Below are 25942 nucleotides of genomic sequence, written 5' to 3' on the forward strand. Positions count from 1 at the left end.
AATGCAGAAGATATAGTCATGCTATGCAGGAAACCTGCAACTGCTGTGGTCTAATTTGCCCGGAAACCTCCATAGGTGGACAATCCACCATCTGAGAAGTTAAGCGTGTCAAGAAAACCTCGAAACTTCGGGCTAAGCCTGAAGTTAGAAGTGGCCCGGATGTTCATTGAGCGGGGCTGAGCGTACAGCACGTTAGCGAGAGCATGGATATTGGACCGAGCGTGATTCGGGGCTGGTTTGAGCAGTACGGTGCCGAGTGAGATGGGCAGCGAGGTATCGGTAAACCGCTCACCGCAGAGCAGCAGCGCATCCGTCAGATTGAGCCGGAAAACCAGAAACCGCTGCAGGATGTCACGATATTAAAAACCGCCCACACGGTCGCTCGTGGCTCTCATGAATAGGAACTCTAGTCGAGTTCCTTCCACTGCTGCTGGTTATGTGTCTTATACGGCAGCTGGCGAGAGAGGAATTTGGAGCAGTGGAATCACGGTCACATTCACAGAGCTAGCTGCCAAACTCTAGAGCCTGGCAGCCTAGCGTTGCTGCTTGCGGATATTAGCGGCTTGGGGGCTGCGTCGCCGGCGTCGCGAGTAACCGGCAGGATTCGCGCTGGCGACCCAGCAGCTTGATGATAATGGTCGGCCTTGGGCCGGCACCCTTCGATGATAACTTGTACTATCATCCAAACGTTCTTGCTTGTTTTGGCCGTGAAACAGGTTCAGGATTGGTTTCTCAGCAATTCGGAACCGGTTTCTTGATGCCTAACCCGCTAGCCCCACTGCAGGCGCCGACCCTCGACGACCTGCAGCAGTGCGGCGCCGACAAACTCCTTGCCGATTCACCCCCGGCTGTCGCCTATCACGAGATGTCGTCGCGCCTTTCCGCCAGCGCTTGCCTATGAGCTGCAAAGTCGACCTGCAGCCTTATACCGCTAGCCGCAGCTTGCAAACCCGTAGATGATGATAGGGACGAGTCGGGGTCGCGAAAACTTGTGCCTGACCAAGGAGAAGATCCTGCCAACTAGCCGTGTGGGTAAGAGTGTGGGTAAATCCAGAAAATCGCCATTCTTCATAGGAGAGATGGCGGACACCGTCTCCGCCAAGTTGCAAAAGAAGAAGCCACCGCAAGGTGGCTTTTTCTTTTGTAACTTGCGGAGACGAGCAGGGCCCCTGCGGGCCCTGCGGGTGTCGCCAAGGCGGTAGATTCGAAGGGTTTCGCGTACTCGCGAACCGCGGCCCGCGGAACGTGGGTGAATCCCCACTTTGCGCCCGCAAGGCGGGCGCCCCGCGAGCGCAGCTCGCGTCCTCCCACCACTTTGGCTCCGACGAATGTTGCCAAGCCTACCGCCGCTCCGTGCCACCCTTGTCACGCATGTCCAATCCCCGCACTGGAGCCCAGACGGCGCACGGTCGATCAACGATCATTCAACGATCGTTCAATTGGGTTGGGAAGCAAGCAAATCCCGATTGAACAATCGTTCAACAATCGTTGACCGATTGTCGAATGGCTGTATGGAAAGGGGGGAGGAATCTGTCATCAAGACGAGGAGTCGTGCTCGCTGCGCTGGGCCGATGAGTATTTCAGCGACGGCGCATGATGGCAGCTTTCGAGGAATACGCTCCTCCGGCGGCGGCTCGCGGCGGTGGATCGGCGGGCGCGGGCGCATACTGCTCATTAGGCTGGCGCTGACCTGCCGCATCGCCCCTCTCGTGGAGCGTTCAACGCTCCACGCCAGGTCGCCAGGCACACTATGGGCATGGACAGGGCGAGTCCCCTGGTACATACCCCAGCGACGCGGGTGTTGCGATAGAAGTTGCCCTGTGCAGGGCCACCCTCAGGTCGACCAGGGGAAGCATCATGTTCGACCGGACCCGTTGACAGTCGCGGCTGTCGCTTGGGTCGCAGATGCTGACCTGAATCAGGCGCACGCAGTTGGGAGCGTTCAGGTTGTTCATGCATAACTGCCGATGTTGCGCGGCATTGGGTGGCAAGCTGGCCGTGTCGACGGGAGTCAGCGTCAACGCGCCGGAATTGCCGCTACGGGTGAGAGCCAGGTATTCGATGCGGATATGCAGATCGGAGACCGGCGCCGCCAGCATGAGCTCACCTGGCGAGTTGCGGAACATTGCAGCGTACTTCAGCTCGTTGATCCGGGTCGTTTCGAGCGGGTAGACGTGGGCGGCGGCCTGTGCGACGCGGCGCGTCACGACGTGCAGTGTATTGTAGGCGTACATCAGTCGGGCGACTTCGATGATGCCGAAGACAAGCGTGAAGAAGACCACCGCCAGCAGAGCAAACTCGACCGCCGCTGTCCCGCCCTGCGCCTTGCGACGCCGGAACGCTCGTAATGGGTTATTTGCCGACATAACGCATGGTAATGTTAGCCTCGATCGTCAAGCCTCTGGGACCGAGGTAAGTATTGAAGATGCGGTCATAAAAATCGAAGGAGACGACTACGCTGACCGTTTCCGGTACCGTTGCCACGGTTCCACATTCCAAGTCGTCGCATTCCACTGCCGGTTCGGAAAGTTCGTCTACAGGCGCAAGGTCGGAAAGTTCTCTTCTGACGATCTCTTCCGCGACGTTTCTGGCCCGGCTTGCAAGGATTTTCGAATTCATTTCGACCTGGGGTACAGTTGAGATAAATTGCGCGGCGTCCTGCGCTGCCCTTTGCACGACGGTGTAATGCCACAAGTATTGGGCCCACAGGACGAGCGGCCAGAGAACAATGATAAAGATGGGAAGGAGCAGTGCCGCTTCAATTGCCGAGGCGCCGCGTTGGCGCCGGCGGGATTCCGGCATTGTCGGTTTCACGGGAATAGCTCCACTGGACCAGAAAGGGATGACTCGGGCACTGTTCCTGCGAATTCGCCAATGAGGTAGTCCTTGGTGGCAGGGACGGTCATGAAGAATTTTCCAATTCCAGCCAGCGTCGCACTGCTATTGGAGCCTGATGGCACACCAGCGCTGCAGGAGAGCAGGGGAATATGTAGCACCCGTCTTGAAGCGGTAGCAAATTCCTTTCGCGCGGATGCGGGCAGGGCTGCCGTTGTGGGGTTGGCGGTGCCGACAGGATTGTATGGCGTGCTGTAAGAATAGACTTGAGGATAGTTTTTTGCGGAGACGCTTGGCGTGTACAGCTTTCCCCAGTCGTCGAGAGCGAAGGTCGCATAGCCTTCGTCTGGCTCAGGATCTCCTTGCACATAGGCCGCGTACTTGACTGCTTTGGCATAGGACCAGAGAGGGCCATATGAGCCTGCGCTCAAGTTCTGCAGATTCGTCCCCGGTGAAGGGATATCGGCGATGGTTTCGAGCCAGCCACGCTCGGTCGTGCTGAATGCAGCGGGCTTGCCTGTCGCAGGAACCATCCATGGAGCGCCACCCGTCTTGTCATATGGATACGGCTTGACGTTCGCATCCGGAGGCGCACTGCTATGGTGGCAGCTACTCAGGGTGTAGGTATCGAAACGCGAATTGAGCGACGTGTAGATGGCATTGAGCGGAGACGTGTCGGGGAGCGGTGATACACGAAGGAGGCCGCCCGAAAGGCTGGGAAGCCACGTGGTGCCGACGCAGGCGAACGGAGGAATAACCGACGTATTGAAAGGCTGGCCGGTTGTTCCCGGTGCAGCAATGGGGTTGATCAGGAAGCGCGCAGGGTTCTTAGCCTTCGGATTGAGCTGCATCAGGTCGTAACTGACGCCGCGGCGGAAGCCATACTCCACAAGTTCCTTATCCGCCAGGTCGGGATTCTCCCGCTCAGCCGCCGGGCTATCCGACATGGCGCAGATGGCAATCGGAACCACATCGACGCCGGTGCGGCCTGCGACGGCACTGCCATTGATCACGACGGTGCGATCCATGTCTGTAAAGAGGTGGATGAGCATGGTTTCAACTTTGCCCACTTCCGGGGCGAGATCTGCGGTATCCACTTTGACGTATTGAACGGTGGGGGCGTCTGCAACCGAAGCACCACTCATCCAGGTTCCCGAGCGGCTGGATGCCGTGCTGAACTTGAGCGCGCTGTCTTGCCAGATGATCGAAAGGCCATACTTGTACTTGAAGCGGTTGGCCGTTTCTGCGGCTGCTGCCTGGGCCGCTGCGATCCCGGTCGTGGTGCCGTCGAGCTGCTTTGCTGCATCCAGTGCCACAGCTCTTGCCATGCCGCTCAGTTCCACCTGGCGGTTGTATACCCTGCCTGCATCCAGCGCCAGGCCGCACATGGCAACAATCACGACCAGGAGCGGGCCGGACATGACTGCGAATGCCCCCCGCTGCCGCACATGGTGGTCTGTCACGCGACAATCGTTAGCGCGTGCCATTCTATTGGTGCCGGGGGACTGCCAGCCTGATGGGTGTCGCGTCGATACCATGCCTTCCTCGTCGATTCCCAATTTCAGTTGATGGAGCACACCGCTGACGGAGTGATTGTATCGAGCGCAATCCGTCAATCATTGACTTGGGGCAATCCCGAGATGCCGAATGAAATGAACGACCCCGCGAGCGCAGCTCGCGTCCTGCCACCACTTCAACGCCGTGGCTCACGCATACTGCGAAGTTCACGCATGCCCAATCCCCGCGCTGCTATACATCTGCTCGAATTCCCAGATCGGCACCGGCCGCCCCAGCAAATACCCCTGCAAGGTCCCACACCCCCCATTCACCAGAAAAATGCGCTGTGCCTCGTGCTCCACGCCCTCCGCCACGATATCGAGCTTGAGCGTGCGCGCCAGCGCGATGATGGCTTCGACGATCGACGCGGCGTCCGGATCGAGGTGCACGTCATGCACGAAGGAGCGGTCGATCTTGAGGGCCGTCAGCGGGAAGCGTTTCAGGTAGGCCAGCGAGGAATAGCCGGTGCCGAAGTCGTCCAGGGAGAAATGCACGCCGTGGCCGCAGAGGGCATGCATGCGCTCGGTGACCTCGGCGACATTCTGGGCCAGCACGCTTTCGGTCAGCTCCAGGCACAGCTTGCCGGCCGGCGCACCGCTATGCCGCAGGATATCGGCCACCTGGTCCGTAAAGTCGGCGCTGCGCAGCTGGTGCGCGCTGATGTTGACCGCGAGTTCGAGTCGGCCAAGGGTCGGGTCGGTGCGCCAGCGTGACAGTGCACGGCAGCTTTCCTCGAGCACGTACTGGCCCAGCGGCAGGATCAGGCCCGAGGACTCCGCCAGGCCGATAAACTCGTCTGGTCCGATCAGGGCGCCATCGCTGCGGCGCCAGCGCACCAGCACTTCGGCGCCCACCAGGCGGCCCTGGCTGCAAAATTGCGGCTGGCAGTACAGCACGAACTGGCGTGCCGACAGACCTTCGCGCAGTGCGTGCTCGAGCGCCGCCTGGTGCTCGGCCGACGCCTGCATGCCCGGGTCGAAGAAGCGCGCGGTATTGCGCCCCTCCGCCTTGGCGCGGTACATGGCCATGTCGGCCTGCTTGAGCACGGTCTCGATGCCGGTCGTGGCGCCGTCGAACAGCGCGACTCCCATGCTCGGCGTGCTCATGAACAGCCGGCCATCGAGGTAGTAGGGCTGGTCCAGGGTGGCCTGCAGTTTTTCCAGGATATGCCGGGCCTCGGACACTGCCTCCTGCTCCTCGGCGGCGAGATCTTCCAGGACCAGCACGAATTCGTCGCCGCCCAGGCGCGCCAGCTGGTCGCAATGGCGCACCGTGTGGCGCAGGCGCTCCGCCACCTGGCGCAGCAGCATGTCGCCGAAGTCGTGGCCCATCGTATCGTTGAGCAGCTTGAAGTTGTCGAGGTCGAGGAAGATCACGGCGCCGAAGCATCCCGAGCGCTGGCTGCGCGCCAGCGCCTTGTCCAGCTCCTCCACCAGCAGGCGGCGGTTGGGCAGGCCGGTGAGGTGGTCGAAGTTGGCCAGCTCGTAGATGCGCTGCTCCACCTGCTTGCGCTCGGTCAGGTCGGTGTTGGTGCCCGACACGCGCAGGGCCTTGCCGGCGGCGTCGCGGGTAACGAAGCCACGCGACAGGATCGGCACGTAGTGCCCGTCGCGATGGCGCAGTCGCCACTCGACACTGTAGGTTTCGCGCTGGCCGCGGAGCAGGTCGTGCCAGAAGCGCATGAGGCCCGGTTTGTCGTCCGGGTGCATGAAGTCCAGCCAGTGGCCGGTATCGTAGGCCAGCTCGCCAGGCTGGTAGCCCAGCATGGTCCACCAGCGCTCGGAATAATAGATCTCGTCTTTCACGAGGTCATAATCCCAGTGCGCATCGGTCGAGCCGAGCAGTGCCAGGCGCAGCCGCTCTTCCGATTTTTGCAGGCGCTGCTCGGCCTCCTTCAGCGCGGTGCAGTCGGTAAAGCAGACGACGACGCGGTGCAGCACGTGCTTGTCGATGAACTCGGGATAGGCATTGCAGATCACCCAGCGTACCGGCACCGCGGCACTATCCATGACGCCGATCACCTGCTGCGTCACCTCATGGCCGGTGCGCAGCACAATATTTACGGGAAACTGTTTCGATGGCATGGGGTTGCCGTCGGCAGTCAGGAAGCGCCAGGCCCTGTCATCCGATTCGGTGCCGCACAGTTGCGCCAGGCTTCGTCCGATCAGTTCGCAGGCGAGACGGTTGGCGTGCAGGATGCGGCCGTCGACGCCGTGCACGACGACACCCGCCGGCAAGTGCTCGAGCAGGTCGTCGAGCCGGCGCTGCAGGTCCGCGGCAGTACGGGAAGTCATGGCGGCTGAACGGAATGATCGTCTTGACGGACGATGGTAGCACGGCTTTCCTGTTCAACAAGGGAACGGCACGGGTGGAGGTAAACTGCCTCAGCCCGCCAGCATGGCCTCGATCGCGTCGATGTCGGCCGCTTCCAGCGCCGGCATCGCTGCCGCCTGCACCGCCTCGAGCACTTGCGCCGGCTTGCTGGCGCCGATCAGCGCCGAAGTGACCGCAGTCTGGCGCAGCACCCAGCGCAGCGCCAGCTGCGCCAGCGACTGCCCGCGCGCCGCGGCGAAGGCGTTCAGGGCGCGCGCGACCTGCAGCCGCTCGCTTGTGAGGTGCTCCTTGCGCAGGAAGCCGGCGCTGCCGGCGGCGCGCGAATCGCCGGGCAGTTGGTCTCCCAGGTAGCGGTCGGTCAGCAGGCCCTGCGCCAGCGGGGAAAAAGCGACGCCGCCGATGCCTTCCTGCGCGAGTACCGGCAGCAGGTCGGTTTCCACCCCGCGCACGAACATGCTGTAGCGCGACTGGTTGACGATGCAGGGCGTGCCGAGCCTGCGCAGTTCCGCCGCGGCCAGGCGGGTCTGCTCGCCGGAATAATTCGAGAGGCCGACGTAGAGCGCGCGCCCGCTGCGCACGATGTGATCGAGCGCCGCCATCGTCTCTTCGATCGGCGTGCCCGGGTCGGGCCGGTGGTGGTAGAAGATGTCGACGTACTCCAAGCCCATGCGCTCCAGGCTCTGGTCCAGGCTTGCGACCAGGTATTTGCGGCTGCCCCAGTCGCCGTAGGGACCGGGCCACATGGTGTAGCCGGCCTTGGTGCTGACCACGATCTCGTCGCGGTAGGGCTGCAGGTCAAGGCTGAGGATGCGTCCGAAATTGCTTTCGGCCGAACCCGGCGGCGGGCCGTAGTTGTTGGCCAGGTCGAAGTGGGTGATCCCCTGGTCGAAGGCGGTGCGGACGATCTCGCGCTGGCGCCCGGCGTCATCCTGGCCGCCGAAGTTGTGCCACAGGCCGAGCGAGACCGCGGGCAGGCGCAGGCCGCTGCGGCCGCAGCGGCGGTAGGGCAAGGCGCCGTACCTGTCCCCGGCGGCCTGCCAGCTCATGGCTTGATGACGCCGGCGCCGGCGGCGGCGCGGCAGACATAGATCGTCGCAGGCTGGCCGTTGGGGGCGGTGTAGGACTGCTGCACGGCCGCGCGCGCGGCGTCGACCAGTGCGTGCGGCACCAGCGCCACCACGCAGCCGCCGAAACCGCCGCCGGTCATGCGCACGCCGCCCGCGTGCTTGACGACGTCCTTGACGATGCCGACCAGCTGGTCGATGGCGGGTACGGTGATCTCGAAGTCGTCGCGCATCGAGGCGTGCGAGGCTGCCATCAGCTCGCCCATGCGCGCCAGGTCACCTTGGGCCAGCGCCTGCGCGGCTGCCGCCACCCGGTCGTTCTCGGTCACGACGTGGCGCGCGCGGCGCAGCACGACGGGGTCGAGTTCGGCGGCGCGGGATTCGAGCGTGGCCAGGTCGAGGTCGCGCAGGGCGCGCAAGCCGAAGTGGCGGGCCGCGGCTTCGCACTGCTCGCGGCGGGTGTTGTAGGCGCTGTCGACCAGTCCGCGCGAGACGTGCGAGTTGAAGATCATGATGGCGGCATTGCCCGGGATCGGCACCGGCTCGACCTCGAGCGAACGGCAGTCGATCATGAGGGCGTGGTCCTGCACGCCGCAGGCGGAACTGATCTGGTCCATGTTGCCGCACTTGCAGCCGACGAAATCGTTCTCGGCGCGCTGGGCGACCAGCGCCATGTCGACCGGGCTCAAGGCTTCGAAGCCGGGCAGGGTGGCGAACAGGCGGCACACCGCCACCGACAGCGAGGCGGAGGACGACAGGCCCGCGCCTTGCGGCACGTCGCCGGCGATGGCCAGGTCCATGCCCTGCATCGGCAGGCCGCGCTGCACCAGCTCGCGCACCACGCCGCGCACGTAGTTGGCCCACATCGGCGCCTCCAGGCGCTCGATCGGCGCATCCAGCGCGTATTCGTCGGCCGCGCCGTCGTAGTCTGCGGCCAGCACGCGCACGATACGGTCGTCGCGCAGGCGCGCAACAATGGCGGTGCGGTAGTCGATCGCGCAGGGCAGCACCAGGCCGTCGTTGTAGTCGGTGTGCTCGCCGATCAGGTTGACTCGGCCCGGGGCCTGGACCTGGATCGATGGCGCCTGGCCGAAGGCGGCCTGGAAAACTGCGCTTGCGCGGGAAAGGGGAGTGTCGTTCATCGTGCTGTCAGGTGGTGGTCTGGTTGTGGAGGTAATGCACATCCGGGAGCGCGCGCAGCTGGGCGGCGGCCTGTTCCGGCGTGAGGTCGCGCTGCGTTTCGGCCAGCATCTCGAAGCCGACCATGAATTTGCGCACCGTCGCCGAGCGCAGCAGGGGCGGGTAGAAGTGGGCGTGCAGCTGCCAGGGCGCGGAATCGTCGTCGGAATGGGGCGCGCCGTGCCAGCCCATCGAATACGGGAAGGAGGTCTGGAACAGGTTGTCGTAACGGATCGTCAGGCGTTGCAGGGCCAGGGCCAGGTCGGCGCGCTGGGCCTGGTCCAGGTCTTCCAGTCGCTTCACCGGGAAGCGCGGCAGCAGCAGGGTCTCGAACGGCCAGCTGGCCCAGTAGGGCACCACCGCCAGCCAGTATTCGGTCTCGACGACGACCCGTTCGCCGCTTGCGGCCTCGCGTTCGGCGTAGTCGAGCAGCAGCGGCTTGCCGTGCTCTGCGAAATAGCCGCGCTGCTGGCGGTCTTCCGTGGCCGGCAGGTCGGGCAGGAAGCTGGTGGCCCAGATCTGGCCGTGCGGGTGCGGGTTGGAGCAGCCCATTACCGCACCCTTGTTCTCGAAGACCTGGACCCAGCGGTGCGTCCGGCCGAGTTCCGCCGATTGCTCGCACCAGGTGTCGACCACGCCTTCGATGGCCTGCACGCTCAGCAGCGGCAGCGATTTGCTGTGGTCCGGCGAGAAGCAGATCACGCGGCTGGTGCCGCGCGCGCTCATGGTCTGGAACAGCGGGTCCGGCCCGGGCGCGGCTTCCGGCGTGTCCGACGTCAAGGCGGCGAAATCGTTGGTGAAGACGTAGGTGCCGCTGTAGTCGGGATTTTTTTCACCGTTGACGCGGGTGTTGCCGGCGCACAGGTAGCAGCTGGGGTCGTGTGCGGGCTTGGCGTCGCGGTCGACGGCTTCCTGCTGCCCCTGCCAGGGGCGCTTGGCGCGGTGTGGCGACACCAGTACCCAGTCGCCCATGAGCGGGTTGTAGCGGCGGTGAGGATGGTCGGTGGGATCAAACATCGAGGGCCTCGCTGGAGTCAAGAATCAATAGGATGCGTTGCCGGCACGCGGCCGGCCAGAGGGCGAAGTGTAAAGGGTTTCCCTTATCCCGAACGCATGCTTGGTAAATTGCTCATATTCATGAGTGCTTGGGAAAAGCTCATGTGCGTGAGTGTTTCGCGCAACGCGCCGATATCGCTTGCGGCGTGCGCCGGGCATTACATAGACTGGCAGCCCGCTCTTGTTGCTTATTTCACACCACCATGATCTCTTTCGATGTCACCGGCGCAAGATTGGTGCGCAAGGCTGCGGCCGCCTTCCTGCTGGCCTGGGGCGCACTGCTTGGCGGCGCGCAGGCCAGAACGATCGACCTGAACGCGGGATGGATGTTCTACCGCGACGACGCCCGCCAGGCCGCCGGCGTCGAGCAGGTGCCTGCGGGTGCGTGGACACAGGTCGATCTGCCGCATGCCGCGCGCATCGAGCCGCGGGTTCCCACCGCGCCCTGGCAGGGCACCGTCTTCTACAAGAAGCAGCTCCAGGTGAGCCTGCGCCAGGGCGAGCGCGCCATCCTGCGCTTCGAAGGCGTGATGAACGTGGCGGACGTCTGGCTCAACGGCCGGCACCTGGGGCAGCACCTGGGCGGCTACCTGCCGTTCGCCTTCGACATCACCGACGTGCTCAAGGAGGAGGGCGGCAACGAGCTGGTGGTGCGCGCCAACAATGAAGACAACCCGATCACCGGCCCCAAGCCGCTCAAGCAGCTGGACTATATCCAGCATGGCGGCATCTACCGCGGCGTGCGCTTGACGGTGAAGCCGGCGGTGCACATCACCGATGAAATGCTGTCGAACACCCCGGGCGGCGGCGGCATCTTCGTGACAACGCCCCGCGCCGACAAGACGGCGGCCGTGGTCCAGGTCAAGACCGAAGTCAGGAATACCTCGACGCGCGAGCAGGCAGTGAGTGTGCGCCATGTGCTCACGTGGAAAGGCCGGCAGGTGGCCCAGGCGGCGCAGCAGCTGCGCCTGGCGGCGGGCGAGCGCCGCCACGTCACTCTCCCGATCCAGCTGCCCCAGCCGAAGCTGTGGTCGCCCAGGGAACCCAATCTCTACCAGATGGAAACGAAGGTAGCGGCCGCCGGCGTCGAGGACGTGGTGGCGACCCGCATCGGTGTGCGCCGCCTGGCTTTTGAAGACGGCAAGCTGCTGCTCAATGGCGAGCCGCTCACGCTGCGCGGCGTCAACCGGCACCAGGAGTACCCTTACGTCGGCTATGCCTTGTCGCCACAGGCGGATGCGCGCGATGCGCTCCTGATCAAGAAATACGGCTTCGACTATGTGCGCCTGTCGCACTATCCGCATTCGCCGGACTTCATGGCCGCGGCCGACGAACTGGGCCTGCTGGTGGTCCCCGGCATCCCGGGCTGGCAGTTCTTCAATCCCGACCCCGCGTTTGCCAGCCAGGCGGTCCGGACCTGCGCCGACATGGTTCGGCGCGACCGCAACCATCCGAGCGTGCTGGCCTGGGAGTGCTCGCTGAACGAAACCCAGATGCCGAAGGCGCTGGTGCAGGCCCTGCACGACACCGTGCACGCCGAATACCCGGGCGACCAGGCCTTCTCGGCCGGCTGGGTGCCGCAGACCTATGACATCTACCTGCAGGCGCGCCAGCATAGGATCGGCAGCAAGCATGCGCTGCCGAACAAGCCGCTGATCGTGTCGGAATACGGCGACTGGGAGTATTACGCGATGAACGCCGGCTTCAACCAGAATGCCTGGGCCGATCTCAAGCCGGCCGACCGCTCCAGCCGCCAGCCGCTGGGTGGAGGCGAAGCACGCCTGCTGCAGCAGGCGCGCAACGTGGCCGAAGCCCATGACGATAACTTCAGCACGCCGGCCTTTGCGGACGGCTACTGGGTCATGTTCGATTACGCGCGCGGCTACGCGCCGGACCTGGAAGAGTCGGGGGCGATGAGCATCGAGCGCCTGCCCAAGTTCGCGGCCGAGTTCTTCCGTTCCCAGCGCAGCATGGAAGAAGCGTCGGCGCGCTGGGGCGGCGGGCCGATGGTCTTCATCGCCAGCCACTGGCAGGCCGGCTCTTCGCCGCGGGTGCGGGTATTCACCAATGCCGAGGAAGTCGAGCTGCGCCTGAACGGCAAGCCGGTCGCGCGCAAGAAGGCTCTGCCGTCCAGCACGCATGCGCGCCTGAAGCATCCGCCGCTGGAATTCGACACCGGCGGCTTCGCGCCCGGCGAACTGGTGGCGCTGGCCTACACCAAGGGACGCCAAGTGGCCGAGCACCGGGTGCGCACCGCAGGCGAGCCGGTGAAGCTGGCGCTGGCGCTCGACGACATGGGCGTGGCGGTGGCGAAGAATGATCTGGTGTTCGTGCGCGCCCGCCTGCTGGACGCCAAGGGCACGACCGTGCCCGCGAACGGACGGGAAGTGCGCTTCACGGCCGGCCCGGACGCCGAGATCGTCGGCAGCCCGGTCGTCAATACCGAAGCCGGGATTGCCAGCGTGCTGGTGCGGGTGCGGGGATCGCGCGCCAGCCTGGCGGCGGAATCGGGCGCGCTGGCGGGCAAGCTGGCGCAGTCATTCCCATGACAGGAACCATGATGAATCAACGCTTCCCGTCGGCCATCCTGGCCGCTCTCTTGTGGGCGCTTGCGGCCTGCGCCCATGCCGCCGACGTGCTCGATCTCTCCGGCACCTGGCAGTTCGCGCTCGACCGCGAGGACCAGGGCGTGGCGCAGGGCTGGCAGCGGGGCGCGCTGCCGGACCGGATCAAGCTGCCCGGCATCCTGAACGCGCAGGGCTACGGCGACGAGATCTCGACCCGGACCCCGTGGGTACTGTCGCTGTATGACAAGAACTGGCACCTGCGCGACCAGTACAGCGCGCATGCCCAGCCGGGCAAGGTGAAAGTGCCTTTCCTGGCGCAGCCGCAGCGCCACTACCTCGGCGCCGCCTGGTACGGGCGCGAGGTCGTGGTGCCCGCGGATTGGCGCGGCAAGCGCGTGGTGCTGTTCCTGGAGCGCCCACGCTGGGGTTCGACGGTATGGGTCGACGGGCGCGAGGTGGGCGGCAGCCGCAGCCTGGTGGCCGAGCACACGGTCGACCTGGGCCTGCTGGCCCCAGGCCGGCATCGCATCAGTGTCCGTGTCGACAACCGCATGCTGATGGACTATCGTCCCGATTCGCACAGCATCTCCGATTCGCAGGGCATGAGCTGGAATGGCATCGTCGGCAAGCTCGAACTGCGCGCGACCACGCCGGTGTACATCGACGACGCCCAGGTGTTCCCGCGCGTGAGCGACCGCAGCGTCCTGGTGCGCCTGCGCATCGGGAATGCCGGCGGCAAGGCCGGCGCCGGCACGGTGACGGCCAACGGCCGGCGCTTCCCGGTGCGCTGGGTTGAAGCCGGCGGCGAGCTCGCGTTCCGCGTGCAGTACCCGAAGAATGCGCAGACCTGGGACGAATGGAGCCCGGCGCTGCACAAGCTCGACCTGCGCCTGCAGGGTGCGGGAGCCGACGATGCCCGCCGGCTGCGCTTCGGCTTCGTCGAGATCAAGGCGGTAGGCAAGGAGATCCTGGTCAACGGCAGGCCGACCTTCTTCCGCGGCACGCATGACGGCGGCGGCTTCCCCCTGACCGGCTACCCGCCGACCGACGTCGCATCGTGGAAGAAGATATTCAGGATCAACAAGGCCTGGGGCATCAACCATGTGCGCTTCCATTCGTACAACCCGCCGGAAGCTGCCTTCGCCGCGGCCGACGAAGTCGGCATCTACCTGCAGGCCGAGCCGGGCATGTGGAACGCCGTCTCGCCCGGCACGCCGATGGAGGCCATGCTGTACGAAGAGAGCGACCGCATGCTGCGCGCGTTCGGCAATCATCCATCCTTCCTGTTGTTCAGTCCCAGCAACGAGCCGAAAGGCAACTGGAAAGCGTCGTTCGACAAGTGGATTGCCCACTACCGCGCGCAGGACCCGCGGCGCCTGTACACCAACGGCACCGGGCATACCGAGCCAGTGGTGCCGGACCTCGACAAGGGGACCGACTTCGTGGCCGTCCAGCGCATCGGCCCCAAGCCGCTGCGCAACAAGGGCGGCTGGTTCGGCCGCGATTACGCAGCCTCTCTCGAGGGAATCAACGTACCCGTGATCACCCACGAAATCGGCCAGTGGATCGCTTACCCCGATTTCAAGGTCATCGACAAGTTTACCGGTTACCTGCGTCCCGGGAACTACGAGATCTTCCGCGACTCGGCCCGCGCGCACGGCGTGTTGGACAGGAACGGGGAGTTTGCCCTGGCCTCGGGCGCCTTCCAGCTGGCCTGCTACAAGGAGGAGATCGAAGCGGCCCTGCGCACGCGCGGCATCACCGGCTACCAGCTGCTCGACCTGCACGATTATCTGGGGCAGGGCACGGCCCTGGTCGGCCTGCTGGATGCCTTCTGGGAGCCGAAAGGCTATGCAACGCCCGAGGGCTTCAGGCGCTTCAATGGCGAGACGGTGACGCTGGCCCGCCTCGGGCGCCGGACCTTGAGTACCTTGGAGCGCCTGGTGGCGCCGGTCGAAATCGCGCATTACGGCAAGGACGATTTGCGCGCGGCGCGGCCGTGGTGGAAGATCGTCGACGCCGCCGGCAAGACGGTGCGCGAGGGGCGCTTTGCGGCGCTCGACATCGCGACCGGGAAGAACACCGTGCTCGGCAAGATCGACGTCGCCTTGTCCGGCCTCGCCGCGCCACGCGCCTACCGGCTGGTGGTAGGCCTGGACGGCACCAGCATCGCGAACGACTGGAACTTCTGGCTCTATCCCGGACAGGTCGATACCGCCGTCCCCGCAGGGGTCTTCATCACCCATGCATGGGACGAGGCCGAACGCCTGCTGGCCGAAGGCGCCAGGGTGCTGTACATGCCCCCCAAGGCCGACCTGGACTGGACCTCGCCGCCGCTGGCCGACGTGCCGGTGTTCTGGAACCGTCTCATGAGCCCGGGCTGGGGGCGCATGCTCGGCACCTGGGTCGACCAGGCGCATCCGGCACTGGCGGGCTTTCCCACGGCCGGCCACCACGACTGGCAGTGGACCGAACTGGTGGCAGGTGCGCGCGCGATGAACCTCGACCGCCTGCCGCGCGGCCTGCAGCCCATCGTGCAGCCGATCGACGACTGGAATCGCAACTACAAGCTGGGCCTGCTGTTCGAAGCCCGGGTCGACAAGGGCCGCCTGATGGTGTCGACCGCCGACCTGGCCAACCGCCTCGATGAGCGCCTGGTCGCGCGCCAGCTGCGCCGCTCGGTGCTGGACTACATGGCGAGTCCGGCCTTCGCACCGACGACCCGCATCGCGCCAGATGAATTCAGGAGCGTGCTGTTCGACACCCGCGTGATGAAGAAACTCGGGGCCACGGCCAGCGGCTGGCCGGATGCCGCCAGGGCGATCGACGGCGATCCGAATACCTTCGCGCTGTTGAAGAGCGCCAGCCCGCGTGCCCAAACGGCCTTGACCATCGCGTTTCCACAGCCGGTGCCCTTCGACGGCCTGGTCTTGATGCCGCGCCAGAACCACCGCGACCACGAGGGCGACGTGCGCGAGCTGTCGGTCCAGGTCAGCGACGATGGACAGGCCTGGCGCGAGGTCTGGCGCGCCGAGCTGAAGTCGGGCTTCGATCCGCAGGCGATACGCCTCAAGCAGTCCGTGAGCGCACGCCAGCTGCGGCTGGTTCCGCTGTCCGGCTTCGGCGCGGACAGCGCCAGCGCGTTCGCCGACGTCGCCGTGTCCTACACGGGGCCCAAGCTGCCCGCGCTGGCAGGCGACATGGAGTACAGCCGTTCGCGCTCGGCCAGCGTCGATGTCGACGAGGCGGGCATGGATGACAGGCGTCCGAGGCCGAACAGTACACCGTAAAAGCAGGCTGCCGGCGGCTGGCTGCGAGGACGATTCGGCCACGGATCGTCCTCTTTTTTTGCGGTCGATTTACCACAGCATCCGGGTCAACCGATCATCTGCATGAGTGCTTTCCAGCGCCCCGTTTTCCTGCCAAATAGCTGGCTTATGATGCCTCATCAATAACAAAGGGCCGGCCTGACCCGCACCATCCCAGGCAAACGAAGGCATCACAACAACACGCATAACAAACGGAGACAGCATGACCTACAAGAAAGCGAGCGCCTCGATCTTCCTGCTTGCACTGCTGGCCGCGGCCGGCGGCGCGAGCGCCGTCATCACCATCCCTGGCATGCAGGTCGAGAACCTGAACCGCGGCGCGGTGGCGATCAGCGCCACGGCCGGGCAAGGGGTCTTCATCAGCTGGCGCCAGCTGGCCGGCGACCCTGCCGGCATCGGCTTCAACGTGTACCGCGGCGCGACCAGGCTCAATTCGGCGCCGCTGAATGCGCTGAACTTCACCGACCCCTCCGGGACGGTGTCGGACACCTATACCGTGCGCGAGGTGGTGGGCGGGATCGAGCAGCCCGGCCAGAGCGCCGGCGCCACCTGGGCCAAGGCCTACAAGTCGATCCCGGTGCAGGCGCCGCCGGCGGGCGTGACCAAGACCGGCGAGGCCTATACCTATGAGCTCAACGACGGCGCGCCGGCAGACCTGGATGGCGACGGCAGCTACGAGATCGTCGTCAAGTGGCAGCCGTCCAACGCCAAGGACAATGCGCAGTCGGGCTACACCGGCAACACCTACCTCGACGCCTACAAGCTCGACGGCACCCGCATGTGGCGCATCGACCTGGGCAAGAACATCCGCGCCGGCGCCCACTACACCACCCTGGTCGCCTACGACCTCGACGGCGACGGCCAGGCCGAGGTGATGGCGAAGACTGCCGACGGCACCGTGGACGGCAAGGGTGTCGTGATCGGCTCGCCCACCGCCGACCATCGCAACAGCGCCGGCTACATCCTCACCGGCCCGGAATTCCTGACCGTGTTCAACGGCCTCACCGGTGCGGCCATGAAGACCGTCGACTACCTGCCGGCGCGCGGCACCGTGTCGTCCTGGGGCGACAACTACGGCAACCGCGTCGACCGCTTCCTCGGCGGCGTGGCCAACCTGGACGGCAACCGTCCGAGCGCCATCTTCGCGCGCGGCTACTACACCCGCGCCGTGATCGCGGCCTGGGACTGGCGCGACGGCGCGCTCACCAGCCGCTGGGTGTTCGATACCAACGTGTCGGGCGCCGCGGCCAGGGGGCAGGGTGCGCACTGGTTCGCCACCGGCGACGCCAACGGCGACGGCCGCGACGACATCGTCTACGGCGCGGCCACCATCGACAGCTACGGCCAGCTGCTGTATACCACCGGCCTCGGCCACGGCGACGCGCTCCACTTCGGCAAGTTCGACCCGAACCGCAGCGGCCAGCAGGTCTACATGATCCACGAGACCCCGAGCATCTATGGCGCCAGCGGCTCCGGCCTGCACGATGCCGCCACCGGCGCCCTGATCTGGGGCGCGAGCGGCTCGAACGCCGACGTCGGCCGCGGCGTCTGCTTCGATATCGACCCGGCCTATGCGGGCGCCGAATGCTGGGCCTCGCGCGGCGGCCAGCGCAGCGTCACCGGCGCCCAGATCCATACCAGCGCACCTGGCTCGATGAATTTCGGCGTCTGGTGGGACGGGGACCTGCTGCGCGAACCGATGGGCAGCGTCGCAGTGCAGAAATGGAACCCGGCGACCCGGACCTTCTCGACCCTGCTCGACACCAGCGCTTTCGGTGCCACGACCAACAACGGCACCAAGGCCACGCCCGTGCTCAGCGCCGACCTGCTGGGCGACTGGCGCGAAGAGATCGTCATGCGCAACAGCGGCAACACCGAGCTGATGGTGTTCAGCACCACGATCCCGACCGCCACCCGCATCAACACCCTGATGCACGACCCGCAGTACCGCAGCCAGGTGGCGGGCCAGAACGCCGGCTACAACCAGCCGCCGCACCCGAGCTTCTACCTGGGGCATGGCGCCAGCTCCTTCCCGCAGGCGCCGGTGCACGTGCCGTATGACGGCACCGGGACAGTGCAGGCCGAGACCGCGATCGTGGGCGGCAACGCCGCGGTAAAGGCCGACCGTGCGGGATACCGCCACCTCGGTTTCCTGAACTTCCCCCTGACGGGCGGCACGGCGGAATTCCAGCGCATCAATGGCGGCGCGGGTGGGGCCAGGACCATCACGATTCGCTACGCCAACGGCAATCCGACGCCGCGTACGGGCGTGCTGCGGGTGAACGGCGTGCCCCAGGCGATCAGCTTCAGGATCACCGGCAGCTGGACCACCTGGACCACCATGAGCGCCACCGTGAACCTGGCCGCCGGCCAGAACAACACGCTGCGCTTCGAATCCACGGGCCAGGGTCTGGGCAATATCGACGAGCTGCTGGTCCCTTGATGGGCGCCGCATTCTCATCCATCATGAACGACAAGCGATAAGGTAAATCACATGAAAAAACTGCAGATGCTGTTTGCGCTGGTCCTCGGGCTGCTCACCCATTCGGCCTGGGCCGCACCGATCGGCTGGTACCAGTTCGACGCGACCTGGCGCGACGGCTCGTTCCAGGGCCAGTTCTACTACGACAACACGGCGCCCCAGCGCATCACGGCGGTCCAGGGTCTGCTGTCGAGCCTGGCCCAGACCACGGCCATCGACCAGAACTTCTACCTCGACCAGGACGAGCTGGCGCCCTGGAACTTCCTGGCCAATACCAACCCGGCGGTCCTCGGCAACCACGACGCAGGCTTTTATCTGACGCTGCTGGATGCAGGCAGCACGCTGACGCTGGACCTGGCGGGCCTGAATGTGCTGTATGACTGGAGCAACGAGGCCTTGTACAACCCGGACCAGCTGGACGCGTCGCCGCTGCTGTCCTTCAGCGTGCGGGAGGCGAATGCCGTGCCTGAACCGGCCACCGGCATGCTGCTGCTGGCCGGGATGGCGGGGCTGTTCGGGCTGCGCCGCGGCCGGCCAAGACGGGCATGAAGTTGCCGAACGCCTTCAGGCCGATGGCGCTGGCCGCCGGCCTCCTGCTGTCGGCCCAGTTGCTGTGGGCCGGGCAGGCGGGCGCCGCGGCGCCGTCCGAAGTACGGGTGGCGCAGGCGACCTACCCGGACCAGCCCCTGAAGGTCAGCCTCACGCGTGCGGACTGGACCTACCGCGTCGGCGAGCCCGCGGCCTTCCGCGTGCAGATCGACAAGAAGCCTTATCCACGCGACGGGATCCGGATCAGTTATCGGTTGGGGCCGGACATGCTGGAGGGGCCGGCGCGCAGCGCCGTCGTGCCCGAGGACGGCCTGTTGCTGGCCGCCCCCGGCGGAGACCAACCCGGCTTCGTGCGGCTCATCGTCAGCGCCGGCATCGATGGCAAGACGGTCGAAGCGACGGCCACTGCGGCCTTCAGCCCGTTCGAGCTGCGCCCGGTCCAGGCCGAGCCGCCCGATTTCGACGCCTTCTGGGCCGCGCAGAAGCGTGCGCTGGCGGCGGTCGACCCGGACTTCCGGCTGGTGGCGGCGCCGGCGCTGTCCACGCCGCAAGTGGAGGTGTCATACCTGAGCTTCCAGAACGTGGGACCGGGGAAGCGCACGACCCGCATGTACGGCGTGCTGTCGGTGCCGCGCGGCGCCGGCCCATTCCCGGCGGTGCTGCACGTGCCGGGCGCCGGCGTGCGTGGCTACAAGGGCACGCCCGAGCTGGCCGCGAAAGGCTTCATCACGCTGCAGATCGGCATCCACGGCATTCCGGTCGACCTGCCGGCCGAACTGTACGAACAGCTCAACTTCGGCGCGCTCGACGCCTACAACCGCTTCAACCTGGACGATCCGGTGGCGTATTACTACCGCCGGGTCTACCTGGGCACGCTGCGCGCGCTCGACTACCTGGTCCAGCACCCGAAGTGGAACGGCACTCACCTCGCCACCCAGGGCGGCAGCCAGGGCGGGCAGCTTTCGATCATGGCCAGCGCCCTGCATCCGCGGGTGTCGCTGACGATCGCCTCGTATCCGGCCTACAGCGACGTCACCGGCTACCTGCACGAGCGCGCGGGCGGCTGGCCGGGGCTGTTCCGCAAGGATGAAGGGGGCCGCCGGCGCGACCAGCCGGTGGAGCCGAAAGCCGCCACCTCGGCCTATTACGACACGGTGAACTTCGCCAAACGCCTGCGCACCCCGGTGCTGTACTACGCGGGCTACAACGACACGGTCACGCCACCCACCTCGACCTTCGCGGTCTACAACGTGATCCCGACCGCGCGCACCTTCGTCGTCGAACCGCAGCAGGTGCACCTGACCTCCCAGGCCCACCGTGAAACGATGGACCGCTGGCTGCTCGAGCATGCGGGAACGGGGCCTTGAAGTCGCCAGGCAATCAAGAAAATGATTACTTTGCGCCGAACGGAGGAATACCGGCCCCTGCTTCGTCTTTATGGATGACGGCCTGCCGCGCGCAATGCTGCAGCTTGCGTGCGGCGCCGTCGACTCCATGGGTCTCTTTCGCTTGGAAGAGTCTCTTCTGCACGGTCCTCGCGGCCGTGCTTTTTTTTGTCGATCAGGAACACCCATGAGACAGTCCTCCGCACCCAAGCCATCCACCCTTGCCGCCCTGGCCGGCGCACTCGTGGCGGCGCTCTCCGGCGCAGCGGTCGCCCAGGCGCCCGTGGTCTTCGACCGGATCGCCGACGTCGCCGCGCGCGCCGCCAACCCGCCGCCGGACGCACGGCCGCTGGTGCGCTGGTGGTGGTTCGGGCCGGCCGTGGTCCAGCCGCAGCTGGCGCGCGAGATCGCGGCCATGAAGGCGGGGGGCTTCGGCGGTTTCGAGATCCAGCCGGTGTATCCGATGGAACTCGACGATGCCGCGCGCGGCATCCGCAACGTGCCCTACCTGTCGCGCGACTTCCTGGACGCCGTGTCCTTCGCCAACCGCAGCGGGCGCGCCCAGGGCCTGCGGGTCGACATCACACTGGGCTCGGGCTGGCCCTTCGGCGGCCCGCACGTCAAGATCCAGCACGCGGCGGCGCGCTTGCGCATGGCCAGCATCGAGGTGCAGGCGGGCAGCGCCAGCTTCGCGCTGCCGGCGGTGATGAACGGCGAGCGGCTGCTGGCGACCTTCGTCGCCCCCGGCAGCGCGAAGCAATACGAGGCCGGCCAGCTGCAACGCCTCGAGGCAAGCGCGGACGCCGGGGGACGCGCCGCGATTGCTCCTGGCAAGCGCGATCGCGTGGTACTGGCTTACATCGCCACCCGTACCGGCCAGCAGGTCAAGCGTCCCGCACTCGGCGCCGAGGGCTTCGTGCTCGACCACCTGAACCGCGAGGCGGTCGAGCACCATCTCGAGACCGTCGCGAAGCCCTTGCTGCAGGCCTTCGGCGACCAGCCGCCGTACGCCGTGTTCTCGGACAGCCTGGAGGTGTACGGCACCGACTGGACCGCGGACTTCGTCGAGCAGTTCGGGAAGCGCCGCGGCTACGACGTCCTGCCGCACCTGCCGGCGATCTTCAGCGGCGATGGCGAGCACGCCGGCGCCGTGCGGCGCGACTGGGCGCTGACCCAGACCGAACTGGTGAACGAGCGCTACCTGACCCCGATGAACGACTGGGCCAGGGCGCACCAGACCCGCTTCCGCTCCCAGACCTATGGCGAACCGGCGGTGACGATGTCGAGCAACCGCCTGGTCACGCTGCCGGAAGGCGAGGGACCGCAGCACCGGGCGTTCTCGTTTACCCGCCTGGCGACGTCCGCCGGCCACCTGTACGGCCGCCCGGTGATCTCGGCCGAGACCTGGACCTGGCTGAATTCGCCGGCCTTCTCGGCCACGCCGCTGGACATGAAGGCCGAGGCCGACCGCATGCTGCTGCAGGGCGTGAACCTGTTCGTCGGCCACGGCTGGCCGTACACGCCGCCCGGCACCCGCGAGCCGGGTTACTCCTTCTACGCCGCGGGCGTGTTCAACGACCACAACCCGTGGTGGAATGTGATGCCGGACGTGAACGGCTACCTCACCCGCATGAGCTGGCTGATGCGCCAGGGCGCCCCCGCCAATCAGGTCGCGGTGTTCCTGCCGAACGACGACGTGTACGCACGGCTGGCGCCGGGCAAGGTCTCGCTGTCGGCCGAGATGCACCATGTCGTGACGCCGCAGCTCACCACGCAGATCCTGGACGCCGGCCACAACCTCGACTACGTCGATGCCGAATCCATCCTGGCGCTCGGCCTCAAGCATCCGGTGCTGGTGATGCCGCGCGTGAGCCGCCTGGCGCCCGAGGTGCTGGAGCGGCTGGCGGCCTATGTGCGGGGCGGCGGCAAGATCATCGCGGTCGGCAGCACGCCGTCGCTGGCGCCGGGCTTCAAGGACGCCGGCCGGATCTCGGCGCAGGTCCTCGCCGCTTCCAGGGCCTTGTTCGCGCCGGGTCCGAACGTGCAGGTGGTAGCCGGCGACAGCGCCGTCGGGGCGGCGCTGGACAAGGCCTTGAAGCCGGATTTCAAGCTGGCCTCGAGCGCTTCGGAGGTCGGTTTCGTGCGCCGCAAGCTGCAGGATGCCGACCTCTACTTCATCGCCAACACCGGCAACGGGGCGGTGGACACGGTCGCCACGCCGGGCGTGCGGCGCGCCCATGCCGCCTGGCTTGACCCGGACAGCGGCAGGCTGACGCGCGCCCCGGCCGGCACGAGCCTGCCGCTGACGCTGGCGCCCTACGAATCGCGGGTGCTGGTGCTGTCCGATGCGCCGCTCGCCGCCGCCGAGGCGCCGCGCCGCGGCGAACCGGCCGTGCTGGCCGAACTGGGGCGCGACTGGCAGGTCGCCTTCGCCGGCAAGCCGGGGGTGCGCACGATGCAGCAGCTGCGCTCCTGGACCGAGGAGGAGGACACGCGCCACTTCTCCGGCGTGGCGACCTACAGCAAGACGGTGCACCTGGGCGCCGCCCAGCTGGCCGGCCAAAACGTGGTACTGGACTTCGGCCCGGGCAGCGCGCTGGCGAGCGCGCCCAAGGTACCGGCCGGCATGCGCGCCATGTTCGAGAGCCCGGTGCGCGAGGCCGCCGAGGTGGTCGTCAACGGCAAGCGCGCCGGCGCGGTCTGGCATCCGCCCTACCGCGTCGACGTGACGCACCTGCTGGTCGCGGGCGGCAACCGCATCGAGGTGAGGGTGGCCAACCTGGCCCTGAACGCGCTGGCCGGCCAGGCGCTGCCGGACTACCGGCTCTTGTCGGCGCGCTACGGCCAGCGTTTCGTGCCGCAGGATACCGCGCTGATCGCGCCGCGGCCGGCGGGGCTGCTCGGGCCGGTCAGGCTGGTCGGCGAGCCGGCGCGCTGAGGGCAGAGCCGCGCCGTCATGGCGCCAGCACGTATTGTCCCGGCGCCGCTTCCAGTCCTTCGCCGGCCGGAGGCGGATCGGTCCAGGGGCCGGCCCGCTGCGCCAGCCAGGCTTCCCAGGCCGGCCACCAGCTGCCCTCGAACACCGGCGCCTCGCGCTGCCAGCGGTCGGGGTCGACATACGGCGCATCGACCTCCTGGGTCGCCATCTGGTAGCAGCGCCGGGCGTCGCCGGGCGGCGCCACCACGCCGGCATTGTGGCCGCCGCTGGTGAGCAGGAAAGTCACTTCGGTGTCCGTCAGCAGCCCGATCTTGTACACCGAGCGCCACGGGGCGACGTGGTCGGTGCGGGTGCCCACCGCGAAGACCGGTGCGGTGATGTCGGTCAGCGCGACCGGCCTGCCGTCGACCAGGTAGCGCGCGCTGGCCAGGTCGTTCTTGAGGAACAGGCGGCGCAGGTATTCGGCATGCATCCGGTAGGGCATGCGGGTGGCGTCGGCGTTCCACGACATCAGGTCGGTCTGGCGATCGGGCAGGTCGAGCAGGTAGTGGCGCAGCTGGCGCGACCACACCAGGTCGTTCGAGCGCAGCAGCTGGAAGGCGCCCGCCATCTGGCGGGTATCGAGGTAGCCCTGGCTCCACATGGCCGCCTCGAGGAAGCTGATTTCGCTCTCGTCGACGAACAGCGACAGCTCGCCCGGCTCGGTGAAGTCGACCTGGGCCGCGAGCAGGCTCAGGCTGGCCAGGCGGCGGTCGTGGTCGCGCGCCATCGCGCTGGCCGCGATCGCCAGCAGCGTGCCGCCCAGGCAGTAGCCGCAGGCGTTCACCCTTGGCGCGCCGGTTTCAAGCACGATGGCGTCCAGCGCGTCCATGATGCCGAGCCGGCGGTAGTCGTCCAGGCCCAGGTCGCGGTCGTCAGGGCCGGGGTTTTTCCAGGAGATGACGTACACGCTGTGGCCATGGTCGACCAGGTAGCGCACCAGCGAATTGTGGGGCGACAGGTCGAGGATGTAGTACTTCATGATCCAGGCCGGCACCACCAGCAGCGGCACCGCATGCACCTGCGGCGTGACGGGATCGTAGCGCAGCAGCTCGACCAGGCGGTTGCGCAGCACCACCTTGCCGGGCGTGCACGCGACCTCGCGTCCGGGGTGCAGTCCGGGCCGCGCCGTGACGCCGGCCGCGGCGCGCAAGGCGTCACCCAGCGCGCGCTGGCCCCCGGCCACCAGGTTCATTCCGCCGCGCTCGAGCGTGGCGCGCTGCACCACCGGATTGGTCAGGAGGAAGTTGGACGGCGCCATGCAGTCGAGCAGCTGGCGCGCCACGAAGGTGGCGACGTCGGCGTGGTGGCGCGACATGCCGCGCACGCTGCGGGTGGCGCGGTGCCACCACTGCTGCTGCAGCAGGAAACCCTGGCTCAGCACGTTCCATGGCCAGCGCTGCCATTCGGGGTCGGAGAAGCGCTTGTCCTGCGCCAGCGGCTCGACCGGGCCGGCCACGTTCTCGAAGGCGGCGCCGGCGGCGTAGCGCAGCCAGCGCATGCCGGTGGACATGCCCTGGAAGGCCAGTTCGGCCTGCTTGTTCGGCGAAAACGCGAGGTGGATGCTCCAGTCGCACCATGCCATCGCCAGCGCGGCCGGGGACACCTGCCCGGTCAGGCGGCCGAGCCAGGCCTGCAGCGGCAGGTCGATCCCGGCATGGTCGATTTCGGCTTCCGGATAGCGGTGGCGCGTGCCTTGCCAGTCGCTGGCATCGCGCTCTTGTACGTCCGCCGGAAGGAATCCTGGCCCTTTCATGGGTCGGCCTCAGTGCGCCACCAGCACCGGCAGCGGTGCGCGCTCGAGCAGCACGCGGGTGACGCCGCCCAGCACCAGCTCGCGGTAGCGGCTGTGGCCGAAGGCGCCTGCAACCAGCAGGCCGGCGCCGGTGGCGCGGGCGATGCCGAGCAGGGCGTCGCCGGCGGCGCCCTGGGTGCGCTCGCTGACCACCTCCACCCGCACCCCGTGGCGCGCCAGGTACAGCGCCATATCGGCGCCCGGCTCCTCGCCGTGCAAGCCGGATTCGCGGTCGGGGTTGACCACGGCCAGGCGCACCGAGCGCGCGCGCACCAGGAGCGGCATGGCGCCGGCGATCGCGCGGATCGCCTGCGCGCTGCCGTCCCAGCCGATCACGACATCGTCGGCGATGGCCGCGCCGTCGTAGGAAGGCGGCACCACCAGCACCGGACGCACCCCGTGCATGGCCACGAAGCGCGGCAAGCCGCGCACCGTGGCGTCGTCGCCCGCGTCCTGGCCGGTGACCACCAGGTCGGCGTAGCGCGCCTGCAGCAGCAGGGCGTCGCCGTTCTCGTCCTCGACCAGGCGTTCCTCGATGGATGCGACGCCGAGCTGGCGCGCGCGCTCGGCGAAACGCTGCAGGGTGGTGCGCGCGGCGCCGCGTATCGTGTTGAATTCGCCGAGCGGCGTCACCGCCATCGAGCCGGTCAGCAGGGAATACGCGGGCCAGGAGATGCCGGTGGCCGCACAGCCCAGCAGGTGCGCTTCATGGGTGCCGGCGAGCCAGGCGGCGGCCCGCAGGCGGACGTCGGCGAGCGGGCTCTCGTCGACGTGGACGATGATGGTCTTGTACATGACGGTCCTCCTCTATGAGGACGACTCTACGCCCGGCG

General features: G+C 66.9%; 15 protein-coding genes. 6 read left to right on the top strand and 9 right to left on the bottom strand.

The window, feature by feature from the left end; all coding sequences use genetic code 11:
* Positions 1-1748: 1748 nt before the first annotated feature.
* From AC56LU_RS11340 to AC56LU_RS11370, 7 genes are all read right to left on the bottom strand, one after another.
* Entirely contained in the window at positions 1749-2366 is a 618-nt protein-coding gene (locus tag AC56LU_RS11340) for a TadE/TadG family type IV pilus assembly protein (RefSeq protein ID WP_497175700.1), read from the bottom strand.
* Positions 2353-2814, bottom strand: coding sequence for a TadE family protein (locus AC56LU_RS11345; protein ID WP_497175701.1), 462 nt, complete (start codon positions 2812-2814; stop codon positions 2353-2355). Before AC56LU_RS11345 ends, AC56LU_RS11340 begins: the two co-directional genes overlap by 14 nt.
* Positions 2811-4256 carry a pilus assembly protein TadG-related protein gene (locus tag AC56LU_RS11350; RefSeq protein ID WP_497175702.1) on the bottom strand — a complete coding sequence of 482 codons (1446 nt, stop codon included), beginning with the start codon at positions 4254-4256 and terminating at the stop codon, positions 2811-2813. Before AC56LU_RS11350 ends, AC56LU_RS11345 begins: the two co-directional genes overlap by 4 nt.
* 303 nt (positions 4257-4559) lie before the next feature.
* The gene (locus AC56LU_RS11355) at positions 4560-6686 is read right to left on the bottom strand and encodes a putative bifunctional diguanylate cyclase/phosphodiesterase (RefSeq protein WP_497175703.1); all 2127 of its coding nucleotides are present in this window, start codon (positions 6684-6686) and stop codon (positions 4560-4562) included.
* Between the two features lie 90 nt (positions 6687-6776).
* Positions 6777-7772 (bottom strand): aldo/keto reductase, encoded by a 996-nt coding sequence (locus AC56LU_RS11360; RefSeq protein ID WP_497175704.1) that lies wholly within the window; start codon positions 7770-7772, stop codon positions 6777-6779.
* Positions 7769-8932 (bottom strand): galactokinase, encoded by a 1164-nt coding sequence (gene galK, locus AC56LU_RS11365; protein WP_497175705.1) that lies wholly within the window; start codon positions 8930-8932, stop codon positions 7769-7771. Before galK ends, AC56LU_RS11360 begins: the two co-directional genes overlap by 4 nt.
* A 7-nt stretch (positions 8933-8939) precedes the next feature.
* Positions 8940-9986 (bottom strand): UDP-glucose--hexose-1-phosphate uridylyltransferase, encoded by a 1047-nt coding sequence (locus AC56LU_RS11370; RefSeq protein WP_497175706.1) that lies wholly within the window; start codon positions 9984-9986, stop codon positions 8940-8942.
* A 242-nt stretch (positions 9987-10228) separates the two neighbouring features.
* Between AC56LU_RS11370 and AC56LU_RS11375 the strand changes: the two genes are divergently transcribed.
* From AC56LU_RS11375 to AC56LU_RS11400, 6 genes are all read left to right on the top strand, one after another.
* Positions 10229-12574: a glycoside hydrolase family 2 protein gene (locus tag AC56LU_RS11375; protein WP_497175707.1), complete on the top strand. Its 2346-nt coding sequence runs from the start codon at positions 10229-10231 to the stop codon at positions 12572-12574.
* Positions 12575-12582: 8 nt separating this feature from the next.
* Positions 12583-15882, top strand: coding sequence for a DUF8487 domain-containing protein (locus AC56LU_RS11380; protein WP_497175708.1), 3300 nt, complete (start codon positions 12583-12585; stop codon positions 15880-15882).
* 241 nt (positions 15883-16123) lie between these two features.
* Positions 16124-18364: a rhamnogalacturonan lyase family protein gene (locus tag AC56LU_RS11385; protein WP_497175709.1), complete on the top strand. Its 2241-nt coding sequence runs from the start codon at positions 16124-16126 to the stop codon at positions 18362-18364.
* A 51-nt stretch (positions 18365-18415) separates the two neighbouring features.
* The gene (locus AC56LU_RS11390; RefSeq protein WP_497175710.1) at positions 18416-18952 is read left to right on the top strand and encodes a PEP-CTERM sorting domain-containing protein; all 537 of its coding nucleotides are present in this window, start codon (positions 18416-18418) and stop codon (positions 18950-18952) included.
* Positions 18949-20319 (top strand): acetylxylan esterase, encoded by a 1371-nt coding sequence (locus AC56LU_RS11395; protein ID WP_497175711.1) that lies wholly within the window; start codon positions 18949-18951, stop codon positions 20317-20319. The genes AC56LU_RS11390 and AC56LU_RS11395 overlap by 4 nt, the downstream gene beginning before the upstream one ends.
* A gap of 205 nt (positions 20320-20524) precedes the next feature.
* On the top strand, positions 20525-23275 hold the full coding sequence (locus tag AC56LU_RS11400) for a glycosyl hydrolase (protein ID WP_497175712.1): 2751 nt from the start codon (positions 20525-20527) through the stop codon (positions 23273-23275).
* Between the two features lie 16 nt (positions 23276-23291).
* Here the strand turns inward: AC56LU_RS11400 and AC56LU_RS11405 are convergent, their stop codons facing one another.
* Together AC56LU_RS11405 and AC56LU_RS11410 are read right to left on the bottom strand one after the other, a co-directional pair.
* A complete protein-coding gene (locus AC56LU_RS11405) occupies positions 23292-25070 on the bottom strand; it encodes a PHA/PHB synthase family protein (protein WP_497175713.1) in 1779 nt (592 codons plus the stop codon).
* Positions 25071-25079: 9 nt separating this feature from the next.
* The gene (locus AC56LU_RS11410; protein ID WP_497175714.1) at positions 25080-25904 is read right to left on the bottom strand and encodes a universal stress protein; all 825 of its coding nucleotides are present in this window, start codon (positions 25902-25904) and stop codon (positions 25080-25082) included.
* Between the last annotated feature and the right edge of the window lie 38 nt (positions 25905-25942).

The organism is Telluria sp. PB2R4, assembly GCF_059685695.1.

What these genes read in the sequence shown, in the direction of transcription:
- AC56LU_RS11370 (WP_497175706.1), bottom strand. Translation starts at nt 9,986, where the DNA reads ATGTTTGATCCCACCGACCATCCTCACCGCCGCTACAACCCGCTCATG.
- AC56LU_RS11385 (WP_497175709.1), top strand. Translation starts at nt 16,124, where the DNA reads ATGACCTACAAGAAAGCGAGCGCCTCGATCTTCCTGCTTGCACTGCTG.
- AC56LU_RS11380 (WP_497175708.1), top strand. Translation starts at nt 12,583, where the DNA reads ATGATGAATCAACGCTTCCCGTCGGCCATCCTGGCCGCTCTCTTGTGG.
- AC56LU_RS11360 (WP_497175704.1), bottom strand. Translation starts at nt 7,772, where the DNA reads ATGAGCTGGCAGGCCGCCGGGGACAGGTACGGCGCCTTGCCCTACCGC.
- AC56LU_RS11340 (WP_497175700.1), bottom strand. Translation starts at nt 2,366, where the DNA reads ATGTCGGCAAATAACCCATTACGAGCGTTCCGGCGTCGCAAGGCGCAG.
- AC56LU_RS11400 (WP_497175712.1), top strand. Translation starts at nt 20,525, where the DNA reads ATGAGACAGTCCTCCGCACCCAAGCCATCCACCCTTGCCGCCCTGGCC.
- AC56LU_RS11350 (WP_497175702.1), bottom strand. Translation starts at nt 4,256, where the DNA reads ATGTCCGGCCCGCTCCTGGTCGTGATTGTTGCCATGTGCGGCCTGGCG.
- AC56LU_RS11405 (WP_497175713.1), bottom strand. Translation starts at nt 25,070, where the DNA reads ATGAAAGGGCCAGGATTCCTTCCGGCGGACGTACAAGAGCGCGATGCC.
- AC56LU_RS11410 (WP_497175714.1), bottom strand. Translation starts at nt 25,904, where the DNA reads ATGTACAAGACCATCATCGTCCACGTCGACGAGAGCCCGCTCGCCGAC.
- AC56LU_RS11395 (WP_497175711.1), top strand. Translation starts at nt 18,949, where the DNA reads ATGAAGTTGCCGAACGCCTTCAGGCCGATGGCGCTGGCCGCCGGCCTC.
- AC56LU_RS11390 (WP_497175710.1), top strand. Translation starts at nt 18,416, where the DNA reads ATGAAAAAACTGCAGATGCTGTTTGCGCTGGTCCTCGGGCTGCTCACC.
- AC56LU_RS11355 (WP_497175703.1), bottom strand. Translation starts at nt 6,686, where the DNA reads ATGACTTCCCGTACTGCCGCGGACCTGCAGCGCCGGCTCGACGACCTG.
- AC56LU_RS11375 (WP_497175707.1), top strand. Translation starts at nt 10,229, where the DNA reads ATGATCTCTTTCGATGTCACCGGCGCAAGATTGGTGCGCAAGGCTGCG.
- galK (WP_497175705.1), bottom strand. Translation starts at nt 8,932, where the DNA reads ATGAACGACACTCCCCTTTCCCGCGCAAGCGCAGTTTTCCAGGCCGCC.